An 18,997-nucleotide genomic window follows, 5' to 3' on the forward strand; every position below is an offset into this window, starting at 1 on the left:
TTAGGGGCGATTTTCGAAGATGAGGATCGATTGGGAAAACGAGGTTTTCTCAAGGGTTTGATCAGGAGATTTCATCAGGCCGGCACCTTGGGCGCGGCTTCCTTGCGCAGGGCCCGGCGGACGGACGGGCGAGCCAGGGCGCGGGCGGCCTTGGCGCTCCAGGCCKGATAGGCCGAGGTGTCGATCCGGCGGCGTTCGGCCCAGCGCCAGATCACCAGGGCGTAGGCGTCGACGGCGCTGAAGTCCTCGCCCAGCAGCCAGGGGCCGGGGCCTTGGGCCAGGCGCTCGATGTCGGTCAGGGTGCGGTGGAAGCGCGCCTCGCCGGGCGTGGCCAGGGCGGCCTTGACGGTGTCGTCGTCGGCGAAGCGCTCGGGCCGCGCGATCTGCGAGAAGGCCACGTGCACCGTGCTGGCGAACCAGCTCATCACCTCGTAGGCGTGGGCCAGCTTCAGGGGATCGGCCAGCGGCAGCAGGGCGCTGTGCGGATAGGCGTGGGCCAGGTAGGTCAGGATGGCCAGCACCTCGGTGACCGGCTCGCCGTCGACCGCCAGGGTCGGCACCCGGCCGCGCGGATTGACCTTCAGATAGGCCGGCTGGCGCTGTTCGCCGGCCGCCAGATCGATGGGATGGACGTCGTAGGCGACGCCCAGTTCCTCCAGGGCGATCAGCGGCGCGAAGGCCGATGAACCGGGGGCGAAATAGAGTTTCAAGGACATGCGGGCCGTCTCAGATCACGAAGAAGCCGTGCGAGCCGTCGCGCGCCAGCTGGTCGACCAGGCCGAACTCCCAGTCCAGATAGGCCTGCATGGCCTCGGCGGCGTTGTCGGTGCCTTCGTAGGGACGCTTGTAGACGTCCTCAGGATCGGAGGCGGCGCGGACCAGGCCGGTGTCCAGCCGGCGACCGGTCTTGGTCCAGGCTTCGGTGCCGCCGTCGAGCACCCGGACCGGATGGTCCGAGATTTCCTCGACCTCGGCCGCCGCCAGCCGGGCCAGTCGGCCGTCGGGCGAGGTCAGCACGATCGGCAGGCCCTCTGGGATGCGCTCGAAGGCCTCGGCCAGGCGGGCGCGGATCGCGAACCAGGCGCCGGGGACGTGGCCCTTGCGATGGACGGGGCTGGGCGCCAGGTCCAGCACCACCACCGCGCCGTCACCCAGCGCCACGGCCAAGTCCTCGGGGCTGATCGTCTCGACGGTCGGGATCGACGGCGCGGCCGGTCGCCAGGCGCCGGTCTCCAGCTCGCCGTCGAATCCGCCGTCCAGCACGTAGACCTCCCAGCCCAGCTGGGCCAGCCACGAGGCGCTCATGTCGGCGCGCGGCCCCAGGTCGTCGGCCAGCACGATGCGGCCGCCGCGCACGGGGGCGAAGACGTCGGTCTCCTGCACCAGCTGGCCGCCSGGCGCSSWGSSGAAGCCSGGCAGGTGGCCRKCGGCGTATTCCTCGGGCGTGCGGACGTCGAAGCGGTAGAGGGTGCGCTTGCGGTCCTGGGCGAGGTCGACCAGCCCCTCGGCGTCGATCCGCCGGACCCCGGCGCGATAGGCCACGTCGCGGGCCTTGGCGCGGGCGTCTTCCAGGCCTTGGTCCGAGACCGCCGGGAAGCGCCGGCCTTGACCGTGCTCCAGGGTCTGCTGGGCCAGGGTCCAGCCGATCGTGCCGTTGCGCAGGGCGAAGACCGGGTTGGGGACGCCGGCGTTCAGCAGCGACTGGGCGCCGATCAGGCTGCGGGTGCGGCCGGCGCAGTTGACGATGATGGTGGTGGCCGGATCGGGCGCGATCTCGCGGGCCCGCAGCACCAGCTCAGCGCCCGGGGTGCTGATCCCGCCCGGGATGCTCATCACCGCGTATTCCTCGAACCGGCGGGCGTCGAGGATCACCTGGTCGGCCTTGGCGTCGATCCGGGCCTGGACCTCCTGGGCGGGCAGGGACGGGGTGTGCCGCCGCGCCTCGACCAGCTCGCCGAACGCCTTGCTGTAGGAATTGACGTCCTCGAACAGCTCGTAGCCGGCGTCCTTCCAGCCCTGCAGCCCACCAGCCAGCGCGCGGATCTGGGTGTAGCCGAGGGCCGCCAGGCGCTTGCCGGCCGGCGAGACCAGGCCTTCGCCGTCGTCGTACAGCACGATCTTGGCGTCCTTGCGCGGGACGCGGTCCAGGATTTCCAGCTCCAGCCGGCTCAGCGGCAGTTGCGAGGCGAACAGCGGGTGGGCGCGGGCGAACGGGTCTTCCTCGCGCAGGTCCAGCAGGGCGATCTCGCGACGGGCGATCCAGTCCTGACGGACCTCGCGCGGGGTGACGGTAAGCAGGGTCATGCGTCGATCTCGGCCAGGACGGGTCTGGAGCGGTCCCAGAGGTTGGGCAGGGTGGTGTTGGCGTAGCCGGACACGAAGGGCTTGGGCCGGCCGGCGGCGTCATAGGTCGAGCGCTTCACCGCGCCGATATTGTCGCCGTAGACGTGGATGCTGATCGAGACGCGGTCGTCGAAGGCGTTGGTCACCTGGTGCACGTCGCCGACGGTCGGCGAGACCGCCTCGACCTCGCCRCGTTCCAGACGGTGGACGGGACCGATGGCCGCGAAGGCGTCGCCGCGCCGGGCGAAACGCTGCGACAGCTCCGCGCCGCGCAGCACTCCGACCAGGCCCCAGACGGTGTGGTCGTGGACCGGGGTCGCCTGGCCCGGTCCCCAGACGAAGCTGACGACGCTGAACCGCTCGCGGCTGTCGCAATGCAGCAGGTACTGCTGGTAGCGGGTCGGGTCCGGCTGGGCGTAGGCGTCCGGCAGCCAGTCGTCCCGGGCGATCAGCCCCGCCAGCAGCCGAGCGCCGTCCGCGAGGATCACGTCCTCGTCGCGCGTGCGATCGAGAAGGCTTCCCACGTCGCCGACGAACTCGGCCAGCCTGTGGAGCTTGGGAGGGGAACGAAGCGTACTCATCGGATCAGAGCACGACCTCGCCGGTCGGGAAGGCCACCAGGGCCGCGTTGGACGCCGGCTGGGGCGCGGGCGCATCCACGCCCAGGCGGGCGAGCAGGCGGCGGCGGATGGCGTGGAAGCGGGCGTCGGGCTGGCGGGGACGCTCCAGCGCGATCCGCTCCTCGACGGCGATCTTGCCCTTGTCCAGCACCAGCACGCGGTCGGCCAGGGCGATGGCCTCGTCGACGTCGTGGGTGACCAGCAGCACAGCGGGCTTGTGCTCGCGCCACAGCGACAGCACCAGGTCGTGCATCTTCAGGCGGGTCAGGGCGTCCAGGGCCGCGAACGGCTCGTCCAGCAGCAGCAGGGCCGGTTCGCGGACGAGGGCGCGGGCCAGGGCCGTGCGCTGGGCCTCGCCGCCGGACAGGGTGGCGGGCCAGGCGTCGAGGCGATGGCCCAGGCCGACCTCCTTCAGCGCCGCCTCGGCGCGGGCGCGGACGTCCGCGGATTTCAGGCCCAGGGCGACGTTCTGCCAGACCCGTCGCCAGGGCAGCAGGCGGGCGTCCTGGAACACCACGGCCCGCGCGTCCGGGGTGGTCACGTCCTGGCCGCCGGCGGAGTCGAGCCCGGCCAGGGTGCGCAGCAGGGTGGTCTTGCCCGAGCCGCTGGCGCCCAGCAGGGCGACGAACTCGCCGGGGGCGATCGTCAGGTCCAGGCCGTCGATGACCACGTTGTCGCCGAACCGGCGGGTGAAGCCCTTGAGGCGGACGGTCGGCGTCTCGCGGGCGGCGGTCACGAGCGGGCGGATGCGGGGCTGGGCCATGGTCATTGCTCCACGAGATTGGGGCGCCACGCCAGCGCCTTGCGCTCCAGCGTGCGGACGAGGGCGTCGGCGGCGAGGCCGAGCAGGGCGTAGACGAGCAGGCAGACGACGATGATGTCGGTGCGCATGAAGTCGCGGGCGTTGTTGATCAGGTGGCCCAGGCCCGCCTGCGCGTTGATCTGCTCGGCGATGACCAGCATGATCACGCTGATGCTCAGGGCGTAGCGCAGGCCCACGAAGAACGAGGGCAGGGCGCCCGGCAGGATCACGTTGGCGATCAGGTCGCGGCCGGACAGGCCGAAGCTCCGCGCCGCCTCGACCAGCCGCACGTCCACCCCGCGGATGCCAGCGAACAGGTTCAGGTACAGCGGGAACACGGCGGCGGTGGCGATCAAGGCCACCTTCGGGACCTCGCCGATGCCGAACCAGACGATGAACAGCGGGGTCAGGGCCACGACGGGCAGGGTGCGCTTGATCTGCATCAGCGGGTCGACCAGCGTCTCGCCCCAGCGCGACAGGCCCGAGATCAGGCCCAGGGTCACCGCCACGACCAGCGCCAGGCCCAGACCCGCGCCGGCCCGGCCGAGCGACACCGCCAGATTGGCCGGCAGCTCGCCCGAGGCGATCAGCGTCCAGAACGTCTCGGCCACGGCCGACGGGGCCGCCAGCACCCGGGCGGGGATCAGTCCGGCCCGCGAGCCGGCTTCCCACAGCAGGAGCAGCGCCGCCGGCGACAGCCAGCGCGCCCGGGAAAGGCGGGGCCAGCGCCACGCCAGAGGTTGAGAATTTCTAAGGGTGACCGCCAAAGACATGAGGATGCGTCGTTCCGAGACCCGTTGCGGCGTGAGCGCCGATGCTTCACAGAGAAGGGCGTTTAATCCCTACTGGATCAATAGGCTTATCCTTAGGGGCATATCAGACTTTCTCACAGGCGATCCGAATGGCGACCAACCTGCCCACCGAACTGCTGCGAAGCTTCGTGGCCATCGTCGACTCCGGATCGATGCTTAAGGCCACCGAGCGGGTGTTCGTCACCCAGTCGGCGCTCAGCCTGCAGATGAAGCGGCTGGAGGAGACGGTGCTGACGCCGCTGTTCCACCGCGACGGGCGCCGCCTGACCCTGACGCCGGCCGGCCGGACCTTGTTGACCCTGGCGCGCGAGATCCTGGCGCTCAACGACCGGGCGGTCGTGGCCCTGACCGGCGACGCCCTGGTCGGCCCGGTGCGGGTGGGCCTGGTCCAGGACTTCGCCGAGACCCTGCTGTCGGGCGTGTTGGCCCGGTTCAGCCAGCTCAATCCCGAGGTCCAGCTGGAGGTGCGGGTGGCCGGCTCGCCCGAGCTCTTGGACCTGCTGGCCGGCGACCGGCTGGACGTGGTGCTGTGCATGGGCGCGGCGGACGATCCGCACGCGGCCCGCGTGGCGCCGATGGTCTGGCACGGCAATCCGGACCTGGTCGAGGCCGAGGTCCTGCCCCTGGCCATCCTGGCGCCGCCCTGCCGGTTCCGCGACGCCGCCCTGGCCGCCCTGCAGCGCGAGGGACGGCCGTTCCGCGTGGCGCTGGAGACGCCCAGCCTTTCGGCCTTGCGGGCGGCGGTGGACGCCGGCTTGGCCGTCACTTGCCGCACCGCGTTGTTCCGCCCCCAGGCGGCGCCGATCGAGGCGGGCCTGCCGGCCGTGCCCCAGGTCGCCTATGTCCGCCGGGTCGGCTCGGCCCCGCACCCCTCGATCGCCAAGCTCTCCGAGCTGATCCATCAGGCGGCCCTGGAGCTGTGAGGGGAGCGGCCGTTTCACGCGACCGCTCGGCTGGCCTTCTGGGTGGTGAAGCGGTTGGCCGGAACCTCCAGCCCCAGGCTCTGGCGGAACGTCGAGCCTTCGTAGTCCTCGCGGAAGATCCCGCGCTTCTGCAACAGGGGGACGACTTCCTCGACCAGCAGCTGGAACTGGCCGGGCAGGGACTCGCCGATCACGAAACCGTCCGAAGCGCGGGTGTCGAGCCACAGCTGGAACTTGTCGGCGATCTGCTCGGGCGTGCCCACCAGGTCGCCGCGCGGCGTGGCGAACCGCAGGGCCACCTCGCGCAGGGTCAGGTTCTCCTCCTCGACCGCCTTGGCGATCTTCAGGGTCGCCGACTGCGAGCTGTTGACGCCGCGGCTGAACACGTCGGGGAAGCGGGCGTCCAGGTCGTAGGCGGTGAAGTCGTGGTCGTTGAAGCCGCGGCCCAGCATGGCCAGGGCGGACTCGATCGACACCAGTTCGGCGCGTTCCTTCCAGCGCGCCTCGGCCTCGGCTTCGGTCGAGCCGATGATCGGGGCGGCGGCGGGCAGGATGAACAGGTCGTCCGGGTTGCGGCCGAAGCCGGCGGCGCGGGCCTTGACGTCGGCGTAGTAGGTCCGGGCCTCCTCGACGCCGCCGTGGCCGACGAAGATCGCGTCGGCGCGCTTGGCGGCCAGGTTGCGACCGTCCTCGGACGCGCCGGCCTGGAAGATCACCGGCTGGCCCTGGGCCGAGCGGGCGATGTTCAGCGGGCCCTTCACCGACAGGAACTCGCCCTTGTGGCCCAGGGTGTTCAGCTTGTCGGGATCGAAGAACACGCCGCTGGCCTTGTCGTGCACCAGGGCGTCGTCTTCCCAGCTGTCCCACAGGCCCTGGACGACATCCAGATATTCGGCCGCCAGGCGGTAGCGGGTGTCGTGGGCCAGGTGCTCGGCCTTGCCGAAGTTCTCGGCCGAGCCTTCCAGCCAGGAGGTGACCACGTTCCAGCCGGCGCGGCCGCCGCTGATGTGGTCCAGCGAGGCGAACTGCCGCGCCACGTTGAAGGGCTCGGAATAGGTGACGCTGAGCGTTGCCACCAGGCCGATGTGCTCGGTCACCGCCGCCAGGGCCGACAGGATGGTGATCGGCTCGAAGCGGTTCAGGTAGTGCGGGCTGGACTTGGCGTTGATCGACAGGCTGTCGGCGATGAACAGGAAGTCGAACTTGCCCTGTTCGGCCAGCCTGGCGGCGCGGCTGTAATACTTGAAGTCGGTGCTGGCGCCCGGCTGGGCGTTCGGATGGCGCCAGTCGGTCCAGGTCCGCCCCGCGCCCTCGATCATGTGGCCGAGCTTCAATTGTCTACGCTGGGTCATGGCGGCCTCCGAAAGAAGATTTCGCCGGCATGACTGTCACCGTGCAACGGTACGAGCAATGGAGTTCGATCAATATAGCTTATTATGATCTCGAATATGCACGTATTGCTATGCGAAAAGGATCGTATTTTGGCGTTGGATATATGAATATCTGAAATGGAATGAAGGAATACTGTTTCGATATGCTTGCTTGAATTGCGCATGTTGCCGACGGTCGCGGCGCTGATCGCCGCGTGTCGCAGTCATCAGGCGAGGAGAGGCCATGAGCGCCACCATCACCGGCATTCGCGAAACGACGGGATTGAGCACGGTCCACCTGAGCCCGACCATCGGCTCCGAAGTCAGCGGCCTGGACCTGCGCCAGCCGCTCGACCGGTCTCAGCGCGACGCGCTCAAGGCCCTGCTGCTGGAGCGCAAGGTGCTGTTCTTCCGCGACCAGGACATCACGCGCGACCAGCAACTGGCCTTCGCGGCCAACTTCGGCGAGGTCTACGCCCACCCCGTCGGCGGGGTGGCGACCCACCGGGCCGTCCAGCCGATCTCGGCCGAGGCGCTCAAGGAATACGACATCCGCGAGAACCACTGGCACACCGACACCAGCTGGCGGATCAATCCATCGTTCGGCGCGGTGCTGAAGGCCGTGCACATCCCGGAGGTCGGCGGCGACACCATCTGGGCCGACGGCGGCGCGATCTATCGCGGCCTGCCCGACGACCTGAAGGCGGCGGTGGACGACCTCTACGTGATCCACGACTACCAGGACGCCCTGAACCGGTCGGGCGAGCGCTATCCGCTGGTCGCCCATCCCGCTATCCGCACCCATCCGGAGACCGGCGAGGACATCTTCTGGATCAATTTCAGCCTCAAGCCCCGGTTCGTCGACCTGGCGCCGGAGGAGAGCCGGGCGTTGCTGGCCCGGCTGTATGACCAGGTCAAGAAGCCCGAACACCACGCCCGCTTCCGCTGGCGGCCCAATTCGGTGGCCCTGTGGGACAACCGCGCGGGTCTGCACTACGCGGTCCGCGACTATGGCGACTTCCCGCGCGTGATGGAGCGCGTGCTGATCGGTTCGGACGACATCCCGTACCGGGAGCGCCGCTCGACCTGACCTGAGCTCGCGGCGCGCCGGGGACCGGCGGCGCGCCTTCCACCTTCAAGACCAACAACACGACGCGGACGCCACCGGCGCCGCGCGGGGGATAGACTCTTGCCTTATTCGACGCGGGCGTTGGCCCGACCTGCCTTTGACTGGACGCTCCGGACCGGCCTGCTGGCCTGCGCCTCGATCCTGACGATCGCCACGCTCGCCGGTCCGGCCCGGGCCGCCGACCTGCCGGCGGCCGTCCCGGCCGTCGACGCGGTTCCCGCCGCGACCGCCGCCGATGTCGACGGCGCCGTCGCCCTGGAAGGCGTGATCGTCACTGGCGTCCGCGGTGAGCGCCGCACCGTGGCCGACAGCCCGGCGCCGGTCGACGTGATCTCCAGCGAGCAGCTGACGGCCACCGGCAAGGTGGGCCTCAAGGAGGTGCTCAACACCCTGATCCCGTCGTTCAACCTGCCGGGCATCAACGGCGGCGGCACCTCGTGGACGGTGCGGGCCATCACCATGCGCGGCCTGAACGGCGACCAGGCCCTGTTCCTGGTCAACGGCAAGCGGCGGCACGGCACGGCCCTGATCAACAACCTGGCCCGGGTGGGACGCGGCGGCGCGCCGGTCGACCTGGACCTGATCCCGGCCTCGGCCATCGAGCGCATCGAGGTGCTGCGCGACGGCGCCTCGGCCCAGTACGGCTCGGACGCCATCGCCGGGGTGGTCAACATCATCCTGAAGAAGGACGTGGAGGGCGGGTCGTTCAGCTACCAGGGCGGCCAGAACTATCTGGGCGACGGCGACACCCGCAGCGTCACGCTGAACTACGGCCTGCCGCTGGGCGACGCGGGCGGCTTCGTCCAGCTGGCCCTGGACTGGAAGAACAACGAGGCCGCCTCGCGCGCGGTCCCGTCGCGGGCCCAGTACATCTACCAGCCCACGGTCACCACCGTCGGCGGCGTCACCACCGTCACCCCGGACCCGCGCGACGCCACGGCCGATCGCTACTACTGGGGCGGCGGCTACGGCCCCGGCGAGGAGGACATCCTGGCGGCTTCCTACAACGCCGAAATGCCCTGGAAGGACCTGACGCTCTATTCGACGGGCACGCTCAGCCACCGCTCGTCCAAGAAGAACACCGGCAGCTTCCTGCCCAACCTGGCGCCGGTGGCTGGGGTGACGGCGGGACGACCCCAGAACCGCAACTCGCTGCCGGAGGTCTATCCGAACGGCTTCAACGCCCTGCGGCGGATCTTCGAGCTCGACTTCCAGACCACCCTGGGCGCGCGCGGCCAGGCCAAGGGCTGGGACTGGGACCTGTCGACCACCTTCGCCCAGGACCACGCCCAGCTGGACGGCCAGAACACCCTCAACGCCACCMTGGGTCCCGCCAGCCCGACCTACTTCCACCTGTCGACCCACCAGTTCCAGCAGTGGACCACCAATTTCGACGTCACCCGCGAGTTCGAGGGCGTGCTGCCGCATCCGGTCCAGGTGTCGTGGGGGCTGGAGCAGCGTTACGAGCACTTCAAGATCTATCCGGGCGACGAGGCGTCCTACATCGTCGGCGACTACGTGATCCCGGCCGGCCAGCCCTTCGCCGGGCTGCGGCCCAATCCCGGACTGGCGTCCTACGCCGGCACCGCGCCGGAGGACTCCGGCTCGGCCAGCCGCAACGTCTACGCGGCCTATGTCGACGTCGGGACCAACCTGACCGAAAACTGGTACGTCGGCGCGGCCGGTCGTCACGAGCGCTACACCGGCGATGTCGGCGACACCACCAGCGGCAAGCTGACCACGCGCTGGGAATTCCTGCCGGGCTACGCGCTGCGCGGCACGATCAGCAACGGCTTCCGCGCCCCGTCCCTGGCCCAGGAGGTGTTCGCCAGTTCGACGATCAGCGGCAACCTCTGCGCCGCCGCGCCCAACAACGTCTTCCGCGGCGTGCCCTGCATGCCTGGCGAGTACCTGACCTTCCCGACCAAGGTGCTGCGCGCGGACTCCAGCGAGGCCCAGGCCCTGGGCGCCACGCCGCTGAAGCCCGAGACTTCGACCAACTACAGCGTCGGGATCACGGCCGAGCCCACCAGCCGCCTGCGGGTCACCCTGGACGCCTACCAGATCGACATCGACGACCGCATCGTCGACACCAGCAACCTGGACCTCACCGCCGCCCAGCTGGCCTCGCAGCCGGCCCTGGCGCCGCTGCTGACTCGCTTCCCGCAGGGCCTGGCGGCGACCTACTACACCAACGCCGTCTCGACCCGGACGACGGGGGTGGACCTGGTCGCCGAGTACGCCTTCGACCTGGGCGAGGCGGGGCGGCTGAACCTCAACGCCGCCTACGCCTTCAACAAGACCAAGATCACCAAGCAGATCGACACGCCGGCGGTGCTCAAGGCGGTCAATCCGAACCTGGTGCTGTTCGACCGCCAGAAGATCGCCGACCTGACCGTGGGCACGCCGCGCAAGAAGCTGATCCTCGGCGCGGTCTGGGATCGCGACACCGTCACGGCCAGCCTGCGCACCACGCGGTACGGCGAATATACCGAGGCCGGGACGTCGGCCAATCTGGACCGCACCTTCAGTCCCAAATGGGTGGTCGACCTCGACATCGGCTGGGACGTGCGTCCGACGACGAACATCGCGATCGGGGCCAACAACCTGTTCGACGAGCATCCCGACAAGATCGGCATCGTCAACGCGGACACGGGCCTGAACCAGTTCGGCATCTTCTCGCCCTTCGGCATCACCGGCGGCTACTACTACGCCCGCCTGACCCAACGCTTCTGAGGGAGGGCGCCATGCAACGACGCAGCCTCATCGCCGTCTTGACCGCCGCCGCCCTGCTGGCCGGATGCGGAGCCCAGGGAGGAGGGGACGGCCAGGCGCCCCTCAAGGTCGGCAGCCAGAGGGGCGGGACCAAGGCGATCCTGATCGCCTCCGGCGCGCTGGAGGGCGTTCCCTACAAGATCGAGTGGAGCGAATTCGCCGCCGCCCAGCCGCTGCTCGAGGCGGTGGGGGCCGGGGCGGTCGACCTGGGCGAGGCGGGCGACGCGCCGTTCCTGTTCGCCTATGCCGGCGGCTCCAAGATCAAGGCCGTGCAGGCGGGCAAGAGCGGCGGCTCGTCGACGGCCCTGCTGGTTCGCAAGGGCGCGCCGTTCCACGGCGTGGCCGACCTGCGCGGCAAGAAGATCGCCACCGGGCGCGGCTCGATCGGCCACTACCTGCTGCTCAAATTGCTGGAAGAGGCGGGGCTGAAGCCCACCGACGTCCAGATCGTGTTCCTCAGCCCCGGCGACGCCAAAGCGGCCTTCACCAGCGGCGCCATCGACGGCTGGGTGACCTGGGGATCGTACGTCGCCCTGGCCAAGCTGCACGACGACGCCGTGATCCTGGCCGACGGCGACGGGCGGCTCAGCGGCTACGGCTTCGAGGCGGCCAGCGAGGCGGCGATCGCCGGCAAGCGGCCGCAGGTCGAGGACTTCCTGCGCCGCCTGGCCAAGGCGCGGCGCTGGGCGGGCGAGCATCCCCAGGAATACGCCGCGGCCCTGTCCAAGGAGACGGGCCTGCAGCCGGATGTGGCGCTCTACACCGTCCGCCAATACCGCATCGCGCCGACGGCGATCGACGACAGCGCGGTGGCCGAGGCGACGGCGGTGCTCGACCGCTTCCGGGCGGCCGGGGCGGTGACCTCGACGCGCGATCCGGCCGGCGCCTTCGATCGCTCGTTCAACGCCGCCGTCGCGCCATGAGCCAGACGGGATCGACCGACGTGCTGGTGATCGGCGGCGGCCTGGCCGGGACCTGGGCCGCCATCGCCGCCGCGCGGGAGGGCGCCGAGGTCGTMCTGGCCGACAAGGGCCATTGCGGGACCAGCGGCGTCACCGCCACGGCCGGTCCCGGCCACTGGTGGGTCCCGCCGGAAGCGCGCGAGGCCGCCGTCGCCGACCGGCTTAAGCGCTCCCTGGGCCTGGGCGACCCGGACTGGATGCGGCGCATCCTGGACCTGACCTGGACCAGCCTGCCGACCTTGCGCGGCTATTACGACTTCTCGATCGACGACGAGGGCCGGCCGTTCTATCGCGGTCTGCGCGGACCGGAATACATGCGGGCGATGCGCAACCTGGCGCTGGCCCAGGGCGTGCGCATCCTCGATCACCATCCGGCCCTGGAGCTGCTGCGCCACGGCGACGGGTCGATCGCCGGGGCGTCGGGCTTGGCCCTGCGGGGCGAACGGCCGTGGACGATCCGCGCTGGCGCCGTGGTGCTGGCCACGGGCGGCTGCGCCTTCGCCTCGCGCCTTCTGGGTTCGGCGACCAACACCGGCGACGGCCTGCTGATGGGCGTCGAGGCCGGGGCCGACCTGTCGGGCATGGAGTTCACCAACTACTACACCCCGGCCATGGCCGGCACGAACATGGCCCGGTCGATGGCCTACAGCTTCGCGCGCTGGTTCGACGCCGACGACCGCGAACTCGACATCCCCAACGGACCGGACGTCACGCCCCATCTGGCGCGGGCCCTGATGGCCGGCCCGCTGTTCTGCCGGCTGGACCGCGTGCCGGAGGACATCCGCCGGGTGATGCCGCAGGTGCAGCCCAACTTCGTCCTGCCGTTCGACCGCAAGGGGATCGACGCCTACCACGACCGCTTCGAGGTCACCCTGCACGCCGAGGGCACGGTGCGCGGGATCGGCGGCCTGCGGGTGACGGACCAGGCCTGCCAGACCCAGGTCCCCGGTCTGTTCGCGGCGGGCGACGCGGCCAGCCGCGAGCTGGTCACGGGCGCGATCTCGGGCGGCGGGGCGGTCAATTCGTCCTGGGCCTTGTCGTCGGGCCAGTGGGCGGGGGCGGGCGCCGCGCGGCTGGCGCTGGGGCAGGGGGTTCGGGCCGACGCTCTGGTGGTGGCCACGGGCCGCGCCGGCCTACGGCCTGCCCGCGCCGAGCGTCCCGTCGACCTGAAGACCGTCGTCCAGACCGTGCGGGATGAGCTCAACGACTACGGTCGCAACATCTTCCGACGCGGCGCGACCCTGGCCGGATCGATCCGGAGACTCGACGACGTCTGGACCGACCTGGCCGACCATGCGCGGGGCGAGGGCAGGGCGTCCTTGCGGAGCCGTGAGGCCGCCGCCCTGGTCGCCGCCGGCCGCTGGAGCAAGGCCTCGGCCCTGGCCCGGCGCGAGAGCCGCGGCATGCACCGACGCGAGGACGCGACCGGCCTGGACCCCCGCTTCGCCGCGCGGCAACGCACCGGCGGCTTGAACACCGTGTGGACCGCGTTCGAGCCGGTTGCCGCCCAGGCGGAGGTGGCCTGATGATCGAGGTCGTCATCGACGAACGCTGCACCGGCTGCGGAACCTGCGTCGACGCCTGCCCCAGCGACGTGCTGGAGTTGGGCCCCGACGGCAAGGCCAGGATCGCCCGCCAGGCCGACTGCCAGACCTGCCTGCTGTGCGAGCTGCATTGCGCGTCCGACGCCCTGTTCGTCTGGCCCGACTGCGAGGCGCCGGCCGGGATCACCGCCGAGCAGGCCCTGGCCTCGGGCCAGCTGGGCGCGTTCCGCCGCGACTCCGGCTGGGGCGAGCACGCGGCGACCCACAGCAACCAGCACTGGCGCATGGGCTCGATCTTCGAGCGCGCCCGCCTGCAGGCGATCCAGATCGCCGCCCAGAAGTCCGCCCAAGAGAAATCCGCTCAAGCCGAGGAGACGACCCGATGAGCCAAGAAAGCCTGGCCAAGCTGCTGGCCGACCTGCACGCCGAGCGCGTCCGGAGCTGGGATTCGGCCGCCCTGAAGATCAATGTCGACCAGCGCGCGACCCTGGTCGCCGAGGCTGATCCCGACGCCTGGATCAAGGTCGGCGACGTGGTCGAGCCCTTCGTCCTCCAGGACGTCGAGGGCGGCGAACTGACCCTGAAGGGCCTGACCGCCAAGGGACCGGCGGTGCTGGTGTTCTTCCGCTTCGCCGGCTGCCCGGCCTGCAACATCGCCTTGCCCTATTACGAGCGCGCGCTGCAGCCGACGCTGAAGGCCCTGGACGTGCCGCTGGTGGCCGTCAGCCCGCAAGTTCCGGAGCGCCTGGGCGAGATCCGCACCCGCCACGACCTGTCGTTCAAGGTGGCCTCGGACACCGACAATGCGCTCGGGCGTCGGTTCGGGATCCTTTATACCGCCGACGAGGCCAGTCAGGCCGCGCAGCGCGCGCGGGGCGGTTCGATCGGCGAGACGACGGGGACCGGCACCTGGGAACTGCCCCAGCCCACGGTGGTGGTGATCGGCCGCGACCAGCGGGTGAAGTTCGCCGACGTCAGCCCTGACTGGCTGGTCCGGACCGAGGCCGAGCCGGTGATCGCCGCGGTGCGGGCCCTGGCCGCGGTTCCCGCGTAATCCTGACCTCTGATCTGCGTCCGGGGCGGTCATGGACCACTCCGGACGCGCCTTCAGATGGGACGACCCGATCGCGCGGGCGCGGCGGACKGGCCGAGATAGATCCGTGCGCCGGCGTCCTCGACCTTCAGGTCCAGAAGGGCCGAGATCATCGCCACGGCTTCGGCGGGGCGATCCAGCTTGAACCGGCCCGTCACCTTGAGCTCGCCCAGGCGGGGATCGCGCAAGGCCAGCGCCTGCGGGCTGTAGCGATTGAGCCGGGCCACCACGTATTTCAGCGGCATGTTGTCGGCCTCGAGCCAGTCGCCGCGCCAGGCGTCATAGCTGTCGGCCGCCAGGCGCCCGCGACTGGCGGTGTGGTCGGCGGCCAGCAACAGCCATTCGCCCTGGCGCAGCGTGCGGGGCGGGGCGTCGCCCTGGGACACGCGGACCACGCCCTCGAACACCCGGACCTCGACGGCGCTGTCGACCTTGTCGACCTCGAACACCGTGCCCACCGCCGTCACCGTGGCGTCGCCGGCCATGACGTTGAACGGGCGGTGGCGGTTCTTGGCGACCTCGAACACGGCGTCGCCTTGGCGCAGATAGATGTCGCGGGCGGATCGGCTGTAGGTGACGCTGGCGTGGCTGTCGGCGTTGAGGCGGATGGTCGAGGCGTCGCTGAGCATATGGTCGGCCCGCACGCCCACCGCGGTGGCCAGCTCGATCGTCGGCTCGGCCCGCTCGGCGAGCAGGCGCGACGTCAGCACACCGCCGCCCACCAGCACCAGCAGGCCGGCGGCGATCAGGCCGGCGCGCGACCAGCCGCCGAGGGCGACCTGGCGGCGGATAGGCGGGGCGGGCGTCTCCATCGGCTCGGCGCGAAGGCGGTCGATCGCCTCCAGCAGGGCGGTGTCGCGCAGGGTGTGGCGCAGCGCGCTGAACGCCGCGGCGTGGTCGGGCGAGGCGTTCAGCCATGCGGCCAACTCGTGGCGTTCGGCCTCCGACAGCTCGTCCAGCCGGTCGATCCAGTCGGCGGCCTCTTCCATCACGCTCAGGTCGTTGTCGTTAGCGCTCACGGGTCGCCCCCTTCCAGTCGGCGGCGTCGCCGGTCGCGGCGTCCATCACCCCGGCCAGTTCGGCCATGGCGCGGACGAGATGCTTCTTCACGGTTTCCAGGTTCAGGTCGAGGTCGTCGGCGATCTTCCGACGCGACTGACCGTCCATGTGGCGGCGGACGAACACCTCGCGGCGGATCGGCGACAGGCGGCGCAGGGCCGCCTCGAAGACCGCCACCCGCTGCTTGTGCTCCAGCACCTCGTCGGCCAGGGGCAGCTCGCAGCCGTAGTCGACCTCGCCCAGCCATTCCTCGCGACGATCTCGGCGGGCCTGGGCGTAGATCAGGGAATCGGCCACGCGATAGGCGTAGGCCAGCGGCTGGACGATGGCCTGCTTGCGGCTCTGTTCGATCACCATCAGCAGGGTCTGCTGGAGGATGTCCTCCGCCCGCGAGGGGTCGCCGTGGCGACGGGCGATATAGCCGAGCAGCTTGCGTTCATGGGGTCTCAACTCCGCCAGGAGGTCGATCATCGCGTTTCCACCCGGCCGTGCGCCGCCTCGCAGGAGGGTAGAGGCGCGGGGAGGGCGATCGGGGACAGGGGCGCGTCAAAATTCATAGGCGACGCCCACGGTGACGGTGCGGCCGCTGCGGGTGCGGGCCAGCAGGCGATCGGCGGCGATGTCGGCGTACTGGTCGATGGCCTGGTCGGTGAGGTTCAGCCCCTCGATCACCAGCTTCAGGCCGCGCCCGGCGTTGAAGTGGGCGGCGGCGTCGATGTTGTTCATGGCGTGGAAGCCCGAACCGATGTTGCCGTTGCCGCCGGCCCCGTCCAGATAACCGTCGCGATAGGCGCTGGACACCCGCGCGCCCCAGCGGCCGGTCTCGTAATAGAGCGTGGCGTTCCAGGTCCAGGGCGACAGCTGCATCAGGTCCAGCGACACCGGCTTGCCGTCGATGATCACGTCGGAGCGGCCGTGGGCGTAGGTGATGTTGCCGGTGAAGCCCAGCTTGTCGAACGGGGCCGGCAGGAAGTCGAAATCGCGCTGCGCCGCCAGCTCGACGCCCGAGATCGTGGCCCCGTCGCCGTTCACCGGCTGGTTGACGTTGTAGATGATCGACCCGGTCTGGCCCGGATTGAGGAACTGCAGCGGATAGCCCGTCGAACCGTAGGGGGCCGTGGCCGTCTCCATGGTGATGAACGACTCCATGGTCTTGTGGAAGACGCTGAGCGCGAAGGCGCCGACGCGGCCCTGGTAGAGTTCCAGCGACGCCTCGACCGAGTTGGCCATGAACGGGCGCAGGTCGGGATTGCCGACCGTGATCGTGCCGCCGAACGGCGCGGCGTCGACGCTGGCGGCGGCGCGCAGGTCGGCCAGGCTGGGCCGGCTGATGTCGCGATTGGCGCCCAGGCGCAGGACGATGTCGTCGCTGACATCCCAGGCCAGGTTCACGGCCGGCAGCAGGCCGTTGTAGCGGTGGGCGATCACGGCGGGGGCCAGGGTCACGCCGTTGCTGACCATCCCGGCCGAGGTCAGGCGCGTATTGTAGTAGCGCAGGCCCGCGTCCGCCCGCAGGCGCCGTCCGGCCAGCTGGCCGTCGAACTGGTACTGGACATAGGCCGCGGCGGTCTTCTCGGTCAGCGAATAGTCGGACCCCGGCTGGTCGTCGGCCTGGGACAGGTCGCGTTTCTGACCCAGCAGGGCGTAGACCGCGTCGACGTCGCCGACGATGTAAGGGATCAGCGAGCGCTGGTCGGAGACGAACTTCATGCTCGCCGGCAGGACGGGCGTCCCGTCGTAATCGACCCGGTTGCGACGCTGATAGCCGTCGTTGCGGAACAGCTTGTACTGGACGCCGGCCTTCCAGACGGATCGGGGGCCGGCCGTGTAGAGCAGGTCCAGCTTGCCGGTCGTGAAGTCGTTGACGATCTCGTCCTCGCGCGTGTCGGCCCGCATCAGGCTCCAGGCGTCCGGATCGGTCGGGTCGAAGCCGTAGGTGTTGACGCCGTTGCGGCCCGGCCCGCGTAGGTCGAACGAGAAGGCCTTGTTGCTGGCCTGTAGGAAGACCTTGTCGAACACCGGGCCTTCGAAGTCCGAGCGCGAATGGCCGACCATGCCGGCGACCTCGAGGGCCTCGGTGAGCCGGGTTCGGCCGTTGACCGCGACCTGGGTGAAGACCGTGGTGTCGGTCGAGTGCTTGTGCTCGGTGCGCAGGTCGACGCCGTCATAGGCGGCCTGGATCATGTCGTCGCCGCGGATCGTCACGCTGTTCAGGCGTTGCGTGCCCAGGATGTCGCCGGTCAGGCCGTTCTTGCCGGCCGAGGCCAGGGAGAACTCGTCTCGATCGTTGCTCAGCCGGCCATAGAGCAGGTCGATGTCGAGACTGGTGTCGGCGCTGGGCCGATATTGCAGGGCGGCGGTGACGCCCAGGCGCGCGCGGTGGTCGAACCAGCTGGAATAGGTCTGGGCCTGGGGCGCGCGGACCCGGGCGTCGCCCTTGGCGTTGATCAGCCGGTCGCGGTCGGCCGCCGAGACGCCGGGGCCGATATTGGCGGCCGCGACATTGATCGGGGTCCAGCCCCAGTTGCGATAGCCGTACTCGTTGACGTCGCTCTCGCTGTAGGCGGCCGAGACCAGCAGGCCCACGTCGCCCCAGCGGTCGGAGATCAGCCCGGCCAGGCGCGGCGTGACCCCGTCGGTGACGCTGTTGGCCAGGGCCTTGACCGTCAGAGCGGCCTTGAAGCCCGAATAGTCGAACGGCTTGGCGGTGCGCAGCTCGACCGTGCCGGCCACGCCGCCCTCGTCCTCGTCGACCGCATAGGCCTTGCGCACGGTCACCTGGTTGAACAGCTCGGAGGCGAAGATGCTGTAGTCGAAGGCGCGGGTGCGGCTGACCGAGCCGCGGTTGTCGAAGCCCGAGGCCGTCGAGGCCGAGACCTCCATGCCGTTCAACTGGGTGCGGGTGAAATCGGGGCCCAGGCCGCGCAGGGCGATCTGGCGGCCCTCGCCGGTGTCGCGTGAGATGGTCACGCCCGGAATTCGCTGCAGGGACTCCGCCAGGTTCAGGTCGGGGAAGGCGGCGATGTCCTCGGCGAGGATGACGTCCTGGGCGCCCAGGGCCTGGCGCTTGAGATCGCGGGCCTGCGCCAGGCTGCCCCGAAAGCCTGTGACGATCACCTGCTCGACCTCGATCGGGGCGGCGTCTGGGGCCTCGGTCGAAGCGGGCGGGGGAGGGGCGACGTCCCATGGGTCGGCCCGGCCCAGCACGTAGCCGCCGGCCACGGGCCTCATCCGCAGGCCCTCGCCGCTGATCAGCAACGCCAGGGCGTTCTCGGGCCGCAGGACGCCGAAGACCCGCCGTCCGCGTTTGCCGCGGATGTCGACGAAGGTCATCACGGGCGCGTCGGCCTGTTGGGAAAAGATGCGGAGGGCGTCGGCGAGGTCGCCCTGGCTGATGTCGAACCGGCGCGGGGCGGGCCGGATCTCGGCCTGGGCGTGGGCCGGCGTCAGCCCCGACAGAAGGAAGAGGGTCGCGAGCGCCGGAAGCGACGGCCGGGTGAGCAGAGCCGCCTTTCGCCACCCCATGTTTCGCAGTCGACCGTCACGTTACGCCCAGCGCGTCTCC

Annotated in this window: 16 protein-coding genes; 7 read left to right on the forward strand and 9 right to left on the reverse strand. The window is 70.4% G+C overall.

The window, feature by feature from the left end; translation table 11 throughout:
• Positions 1-74: 74 nt before the first annotated feature.
• Genes AC1U89_RS14100 through AC1U89_RS14120 form a run of 5 tightly spaced genes read right to left on the reverse strand, consistent with a single transcriptional unit; the run spans position 75 to position 4,538 of the window.
• Complete coding sequence (locus tag AC1U89_RS14100) at positions 75-716, reverse strand: glutathione S-transferase family protein (protein ID WP_479900320.1); 642 nt, start codon at positions 714-716, stop codon at positions 75-77.
• A 10-nt stretch (positions 717-726) separates the two neighbouring features.
• Positions 727-2,304: a rhodanese-like domain-containing protein gene (locus tag AC1U89_RS14105; RefSeq protein WP_479900321.1), complete on the reverse strand. Its 1,578-nt coding sequence runs from the start codon at positions 2,302-2,304 to the stop codon at positions 727-729.
• A complete protein-coding gene (locus AC1U89_RS14110) occupies positions 2,301-2,924 on the reverse strand; it encodes a cysteine dioxygenase family protein (RefSeq protein WP_479900322.1) in 624 nt (207 codons plus the stop codon). The genes AC1U89_RS14105 and AC1U89_RS14110 overlap by 4 nt, the downstream gene beginning before the upstream one ends.
• Before the next feature lie 4 nt (positions 2,925-2,928).
• Positions 2,929-3,732 carry an ABC transporter ATP-binding protein gene (locus tag AC1U89_RS14115; protein WP_479900323.1) on the reverse strand — a complete coding sequence of 268 codons (804 nt, stop codon included), beginning with the start codon at positions 3,730-3,732 and terminating at the stop codon, positions 2,929-2,931.
• Positions 3,729-4,538 (reverse strand): ABC transporter permease, encoded by an 810-nt coding sequence (locus AC1U89_RS14120; RefSeq protein ID WP_479900324.1) that lies wholly within the window; start codon positions 4,536-4,538, stop codon positions 3,729-3,731. Before AC1U89_RS14120 ends, AC1U89_RS14115 begins: the two co-directional genes overlap by 4 nt.
• A 128-nt stretch (positions 4,539-4,666) precedes the next feature.
• Here AC1U89_RS14120 and AC1U89_RS14125 point away from each other — a divergent pair, with 128 nt between their 5' ends.
• A complete protein-coding gene (locus AC1U89_RS14125; protein WP_479900325.1) occupies positions 4,667-5,500 on the forward strand; it encodes a LysR substrate-binding domain-containing protein in 834 nt (277 codons plus the stop codon).
• Between the two features lie 14 nt (positions 5,501-5,514).
• On the opposite strand, the gene AC1U89_RS14130 is transcribed toward AC1U89_RS14125, so the two are convergent.
• Positions 5,515-6,852, reverse strand: coding sequence for an LLM class flavin-dependent oxidoreductase (locus tag AC1U89_RS14130; protein WP_479900326.1), 1,338 nt, complete (start codon positions 6,850-6,852; stop codon positions 5,515-5,517).
• Between the two features lie 262 nt (positions 6,853-7,114).
• Here AC1U89_RS14130 and AC1U89_RS14135 point away from each other — a divergent pair, with 262 nt between their 5' ends.
• The 6 genes from AC1U89_RS14135 (at position 7,115) to AC1U89_RS14160 (ending at position 14,334) form a co-directional block, all read left to right on the forward strand.
• Positions 7,115-7,960 carry a TauD/TfdA dioxygenase family protein gene (locus AC1U89_RS14135; RefSeq protein WP_479900327.1) on the forward strand — a complete coding sequence of 282 codons (846 nt, stop codon included), beginning with the start codon at positions 7,115-7,117 and terminating at the stop codon, positions 7,958-7,960.
• Positions 7,961-8,059: 99 nt separating this feature from the next.
• Positions 8,060-10,735, forward strand: a complete 2,676-nt coding sequence (locus tag AC1U89_RS14140; protein WP_479900328.1) for a TonB-dependent receptor plug domain-containing protein — start codon at positions 8,060-8,062, stop codon at positions 10,733-10,735.
• A gap of 11 nt (positions 10,736-10,746) precedes the next feature.
• Positions 10,747-11,697, forward strand: coding sequence for an ABC transporter substrate-binding protein (locus tag AC1U89_RS14145; RefSeq protein WP_479900329.1), 951 nt, complete (start codon positions 10,747-10,749; stop codon positions 11,695-11,697).
• Positions 11,694-13,262, forward strand: coding sequence for an FAD-dependent oxidoreductase (locus tag AC1U89_RS14150; protein ID WP_479900330.1), 1,569 nt, complete (start codon positions 11,694-11,696; stop codon positions 13,260-13,262). The genes AC1U89_RS14145 and AC1U89_RS14150 overlap by 4 nt, the downstream gene beginning before the upstream one ends.
• Positions 13,262-13,666, forward strand: a complete 405-nt coding sequence (locus tag AC1U89_RS14155) for a 4Fe-4S dicluster domain-containing protein (RefSeq protein ID WP_479900331.1) — start codon at positions 13,262-13,264, stop codon at positions 13,664-13,666. The genes AC1U89_RS14150 and AC1U89_RS14155 overlap by 1 nt, the downstream gene beginning before the upstream one ends.
• Positions 13,663-14,334: a peroxiredoxin-like family protein gene (locus AC1U89_RS14160; RefSeq protein WP_479900332.1), complete on the forward strand. Its 672-nt coding sequence runs from the start codon at positions 13,663-13,665 to the stop codon at positions 14,332-14,334. The genes AC1U89_RS14155 and AC1U89_RS14160 overlap by 4 nt, the downstream gene beginning before the upstream one ends.
• Positions 14,335-14,387: 53 nt before the next feature.
• Here the strand turns inward: AC1U89_RS14160 and AC1U89_RS14165 are convergent, their stop codons facing one another.
• From AC1U89_RS14165 to AC1U89_RS14175, 3 genes are all read right to left on the reverse strand, one after another.
• Complete coding sequence (locus tag AC1U89_RS14165; protein WP_479900333.1) at positions 14,388-15,392, reverse strand: FecR family protein; 1,005 nt, start codon at positions 15,390-15,392, stop codon at positions 14,388-14,390.
• Positions 15,382-15,903, reverse strand: a complete 522-nt coding sequence (locus AC1U89_RS14170) for a sigma-70 family RNA polymerase sigma factor (RefSeq protein ID WP_479900334.1) — start codon at positions 15,901-15,903, stop codon at positions 15,382-15,384. The genes AC1U89_RS14165 and AC1U89_RS14170 overlap by 11 nt, the downstream gene beginning before the upstream one ends.
• A 75-nt stretch (positions 15,904-15,978) precedes the next feature.
• Positions 15,979-18,957, reverse strand: a complete 2,979-nt coding sequence (locus AC1U89_RS14175) for a TonB-dependent receptor (protein ID WP_479900335.1) — start codon at positions 18,955-18,957, stop codon at positions 15,979-15,981.
• Positions 18,958-18,997 lie beyond the last annotated feature (40 nt).

It is taken from the genome of Caulobacter sp. 05T431 (genome assembly GCF_056665975.1).

Coding starts and splice junctions, on each gene's coding strand:
- AC1U89_RS14145 (WP_479900329.1), top strand. CDS start 10,747: ATGCAACGACGCAGCCTCATCGCCGTCTTGACCGCCGCCGCCCTGCTG.
- AC1U89_RS14155 (WP_479900331.1), top strand. CDS start 13,262: ATGATCGAGGTCGTCATCGACGAACGCTGCACCGGCTGCGGAACCTGC.
- AC1U89_RS14115 (WP_479900323.1), bottom strand. CDS start 3,732: ATGACCATGGCCCAGCCCCGCATCCGCCCGCTCGTGACCGCCGCCCGC.
- AC1U89_RS14135 (WP_479900327.1), top strand. CDS start 7,115: ATGAGCGCCACCATCACCGGCATTCGCGAAACGACGGGATTGAGCACG.
- AC1U89_RS14125 (WP_479900325.1), top strand. CDS start 4,667: ATGGCGACCAACCTGCCCACCGAACTGCTGCGAAGCTTCGTGGCCATC.
- AC1U89_RS14130 (WP_479900326.1), bottom strand. CDS start 6,852: ATGACCCAGCGTAGACAATTGAAGCTCGGCCACATGATCGAGGGCGCG.
- AC1U89_RS14120 (WP_479900324.1), bottom strand. CDS start 4,538: ATGTCTTTGGCGGTCACCCTTAGAAATTCTCAACCTCTGGCGTGGCGC.
- AC1U89_RS14160 (WP_479900332.1), top strand. CDS start 13,663: ATGAGCCAAGAAAGCCTGGCCAAGCTGCTGGCCGACCTGCACGCCGAG.
- AC1U89_RS14170 (WP_479900334.1), bottom strand. CDS start 15,903: ATGATCGACCTCCTGGCGGAGTTGAGACCCCATGAACGCAAGCTGCTC.
- AC1U89_RS14175 (WP_479900335.1), bottom strand. CDS start 18,957: ATGGGGTGGCGAAAGGCGGCTCTGCTCACCCGGCCGTCGCTTCCGGCG.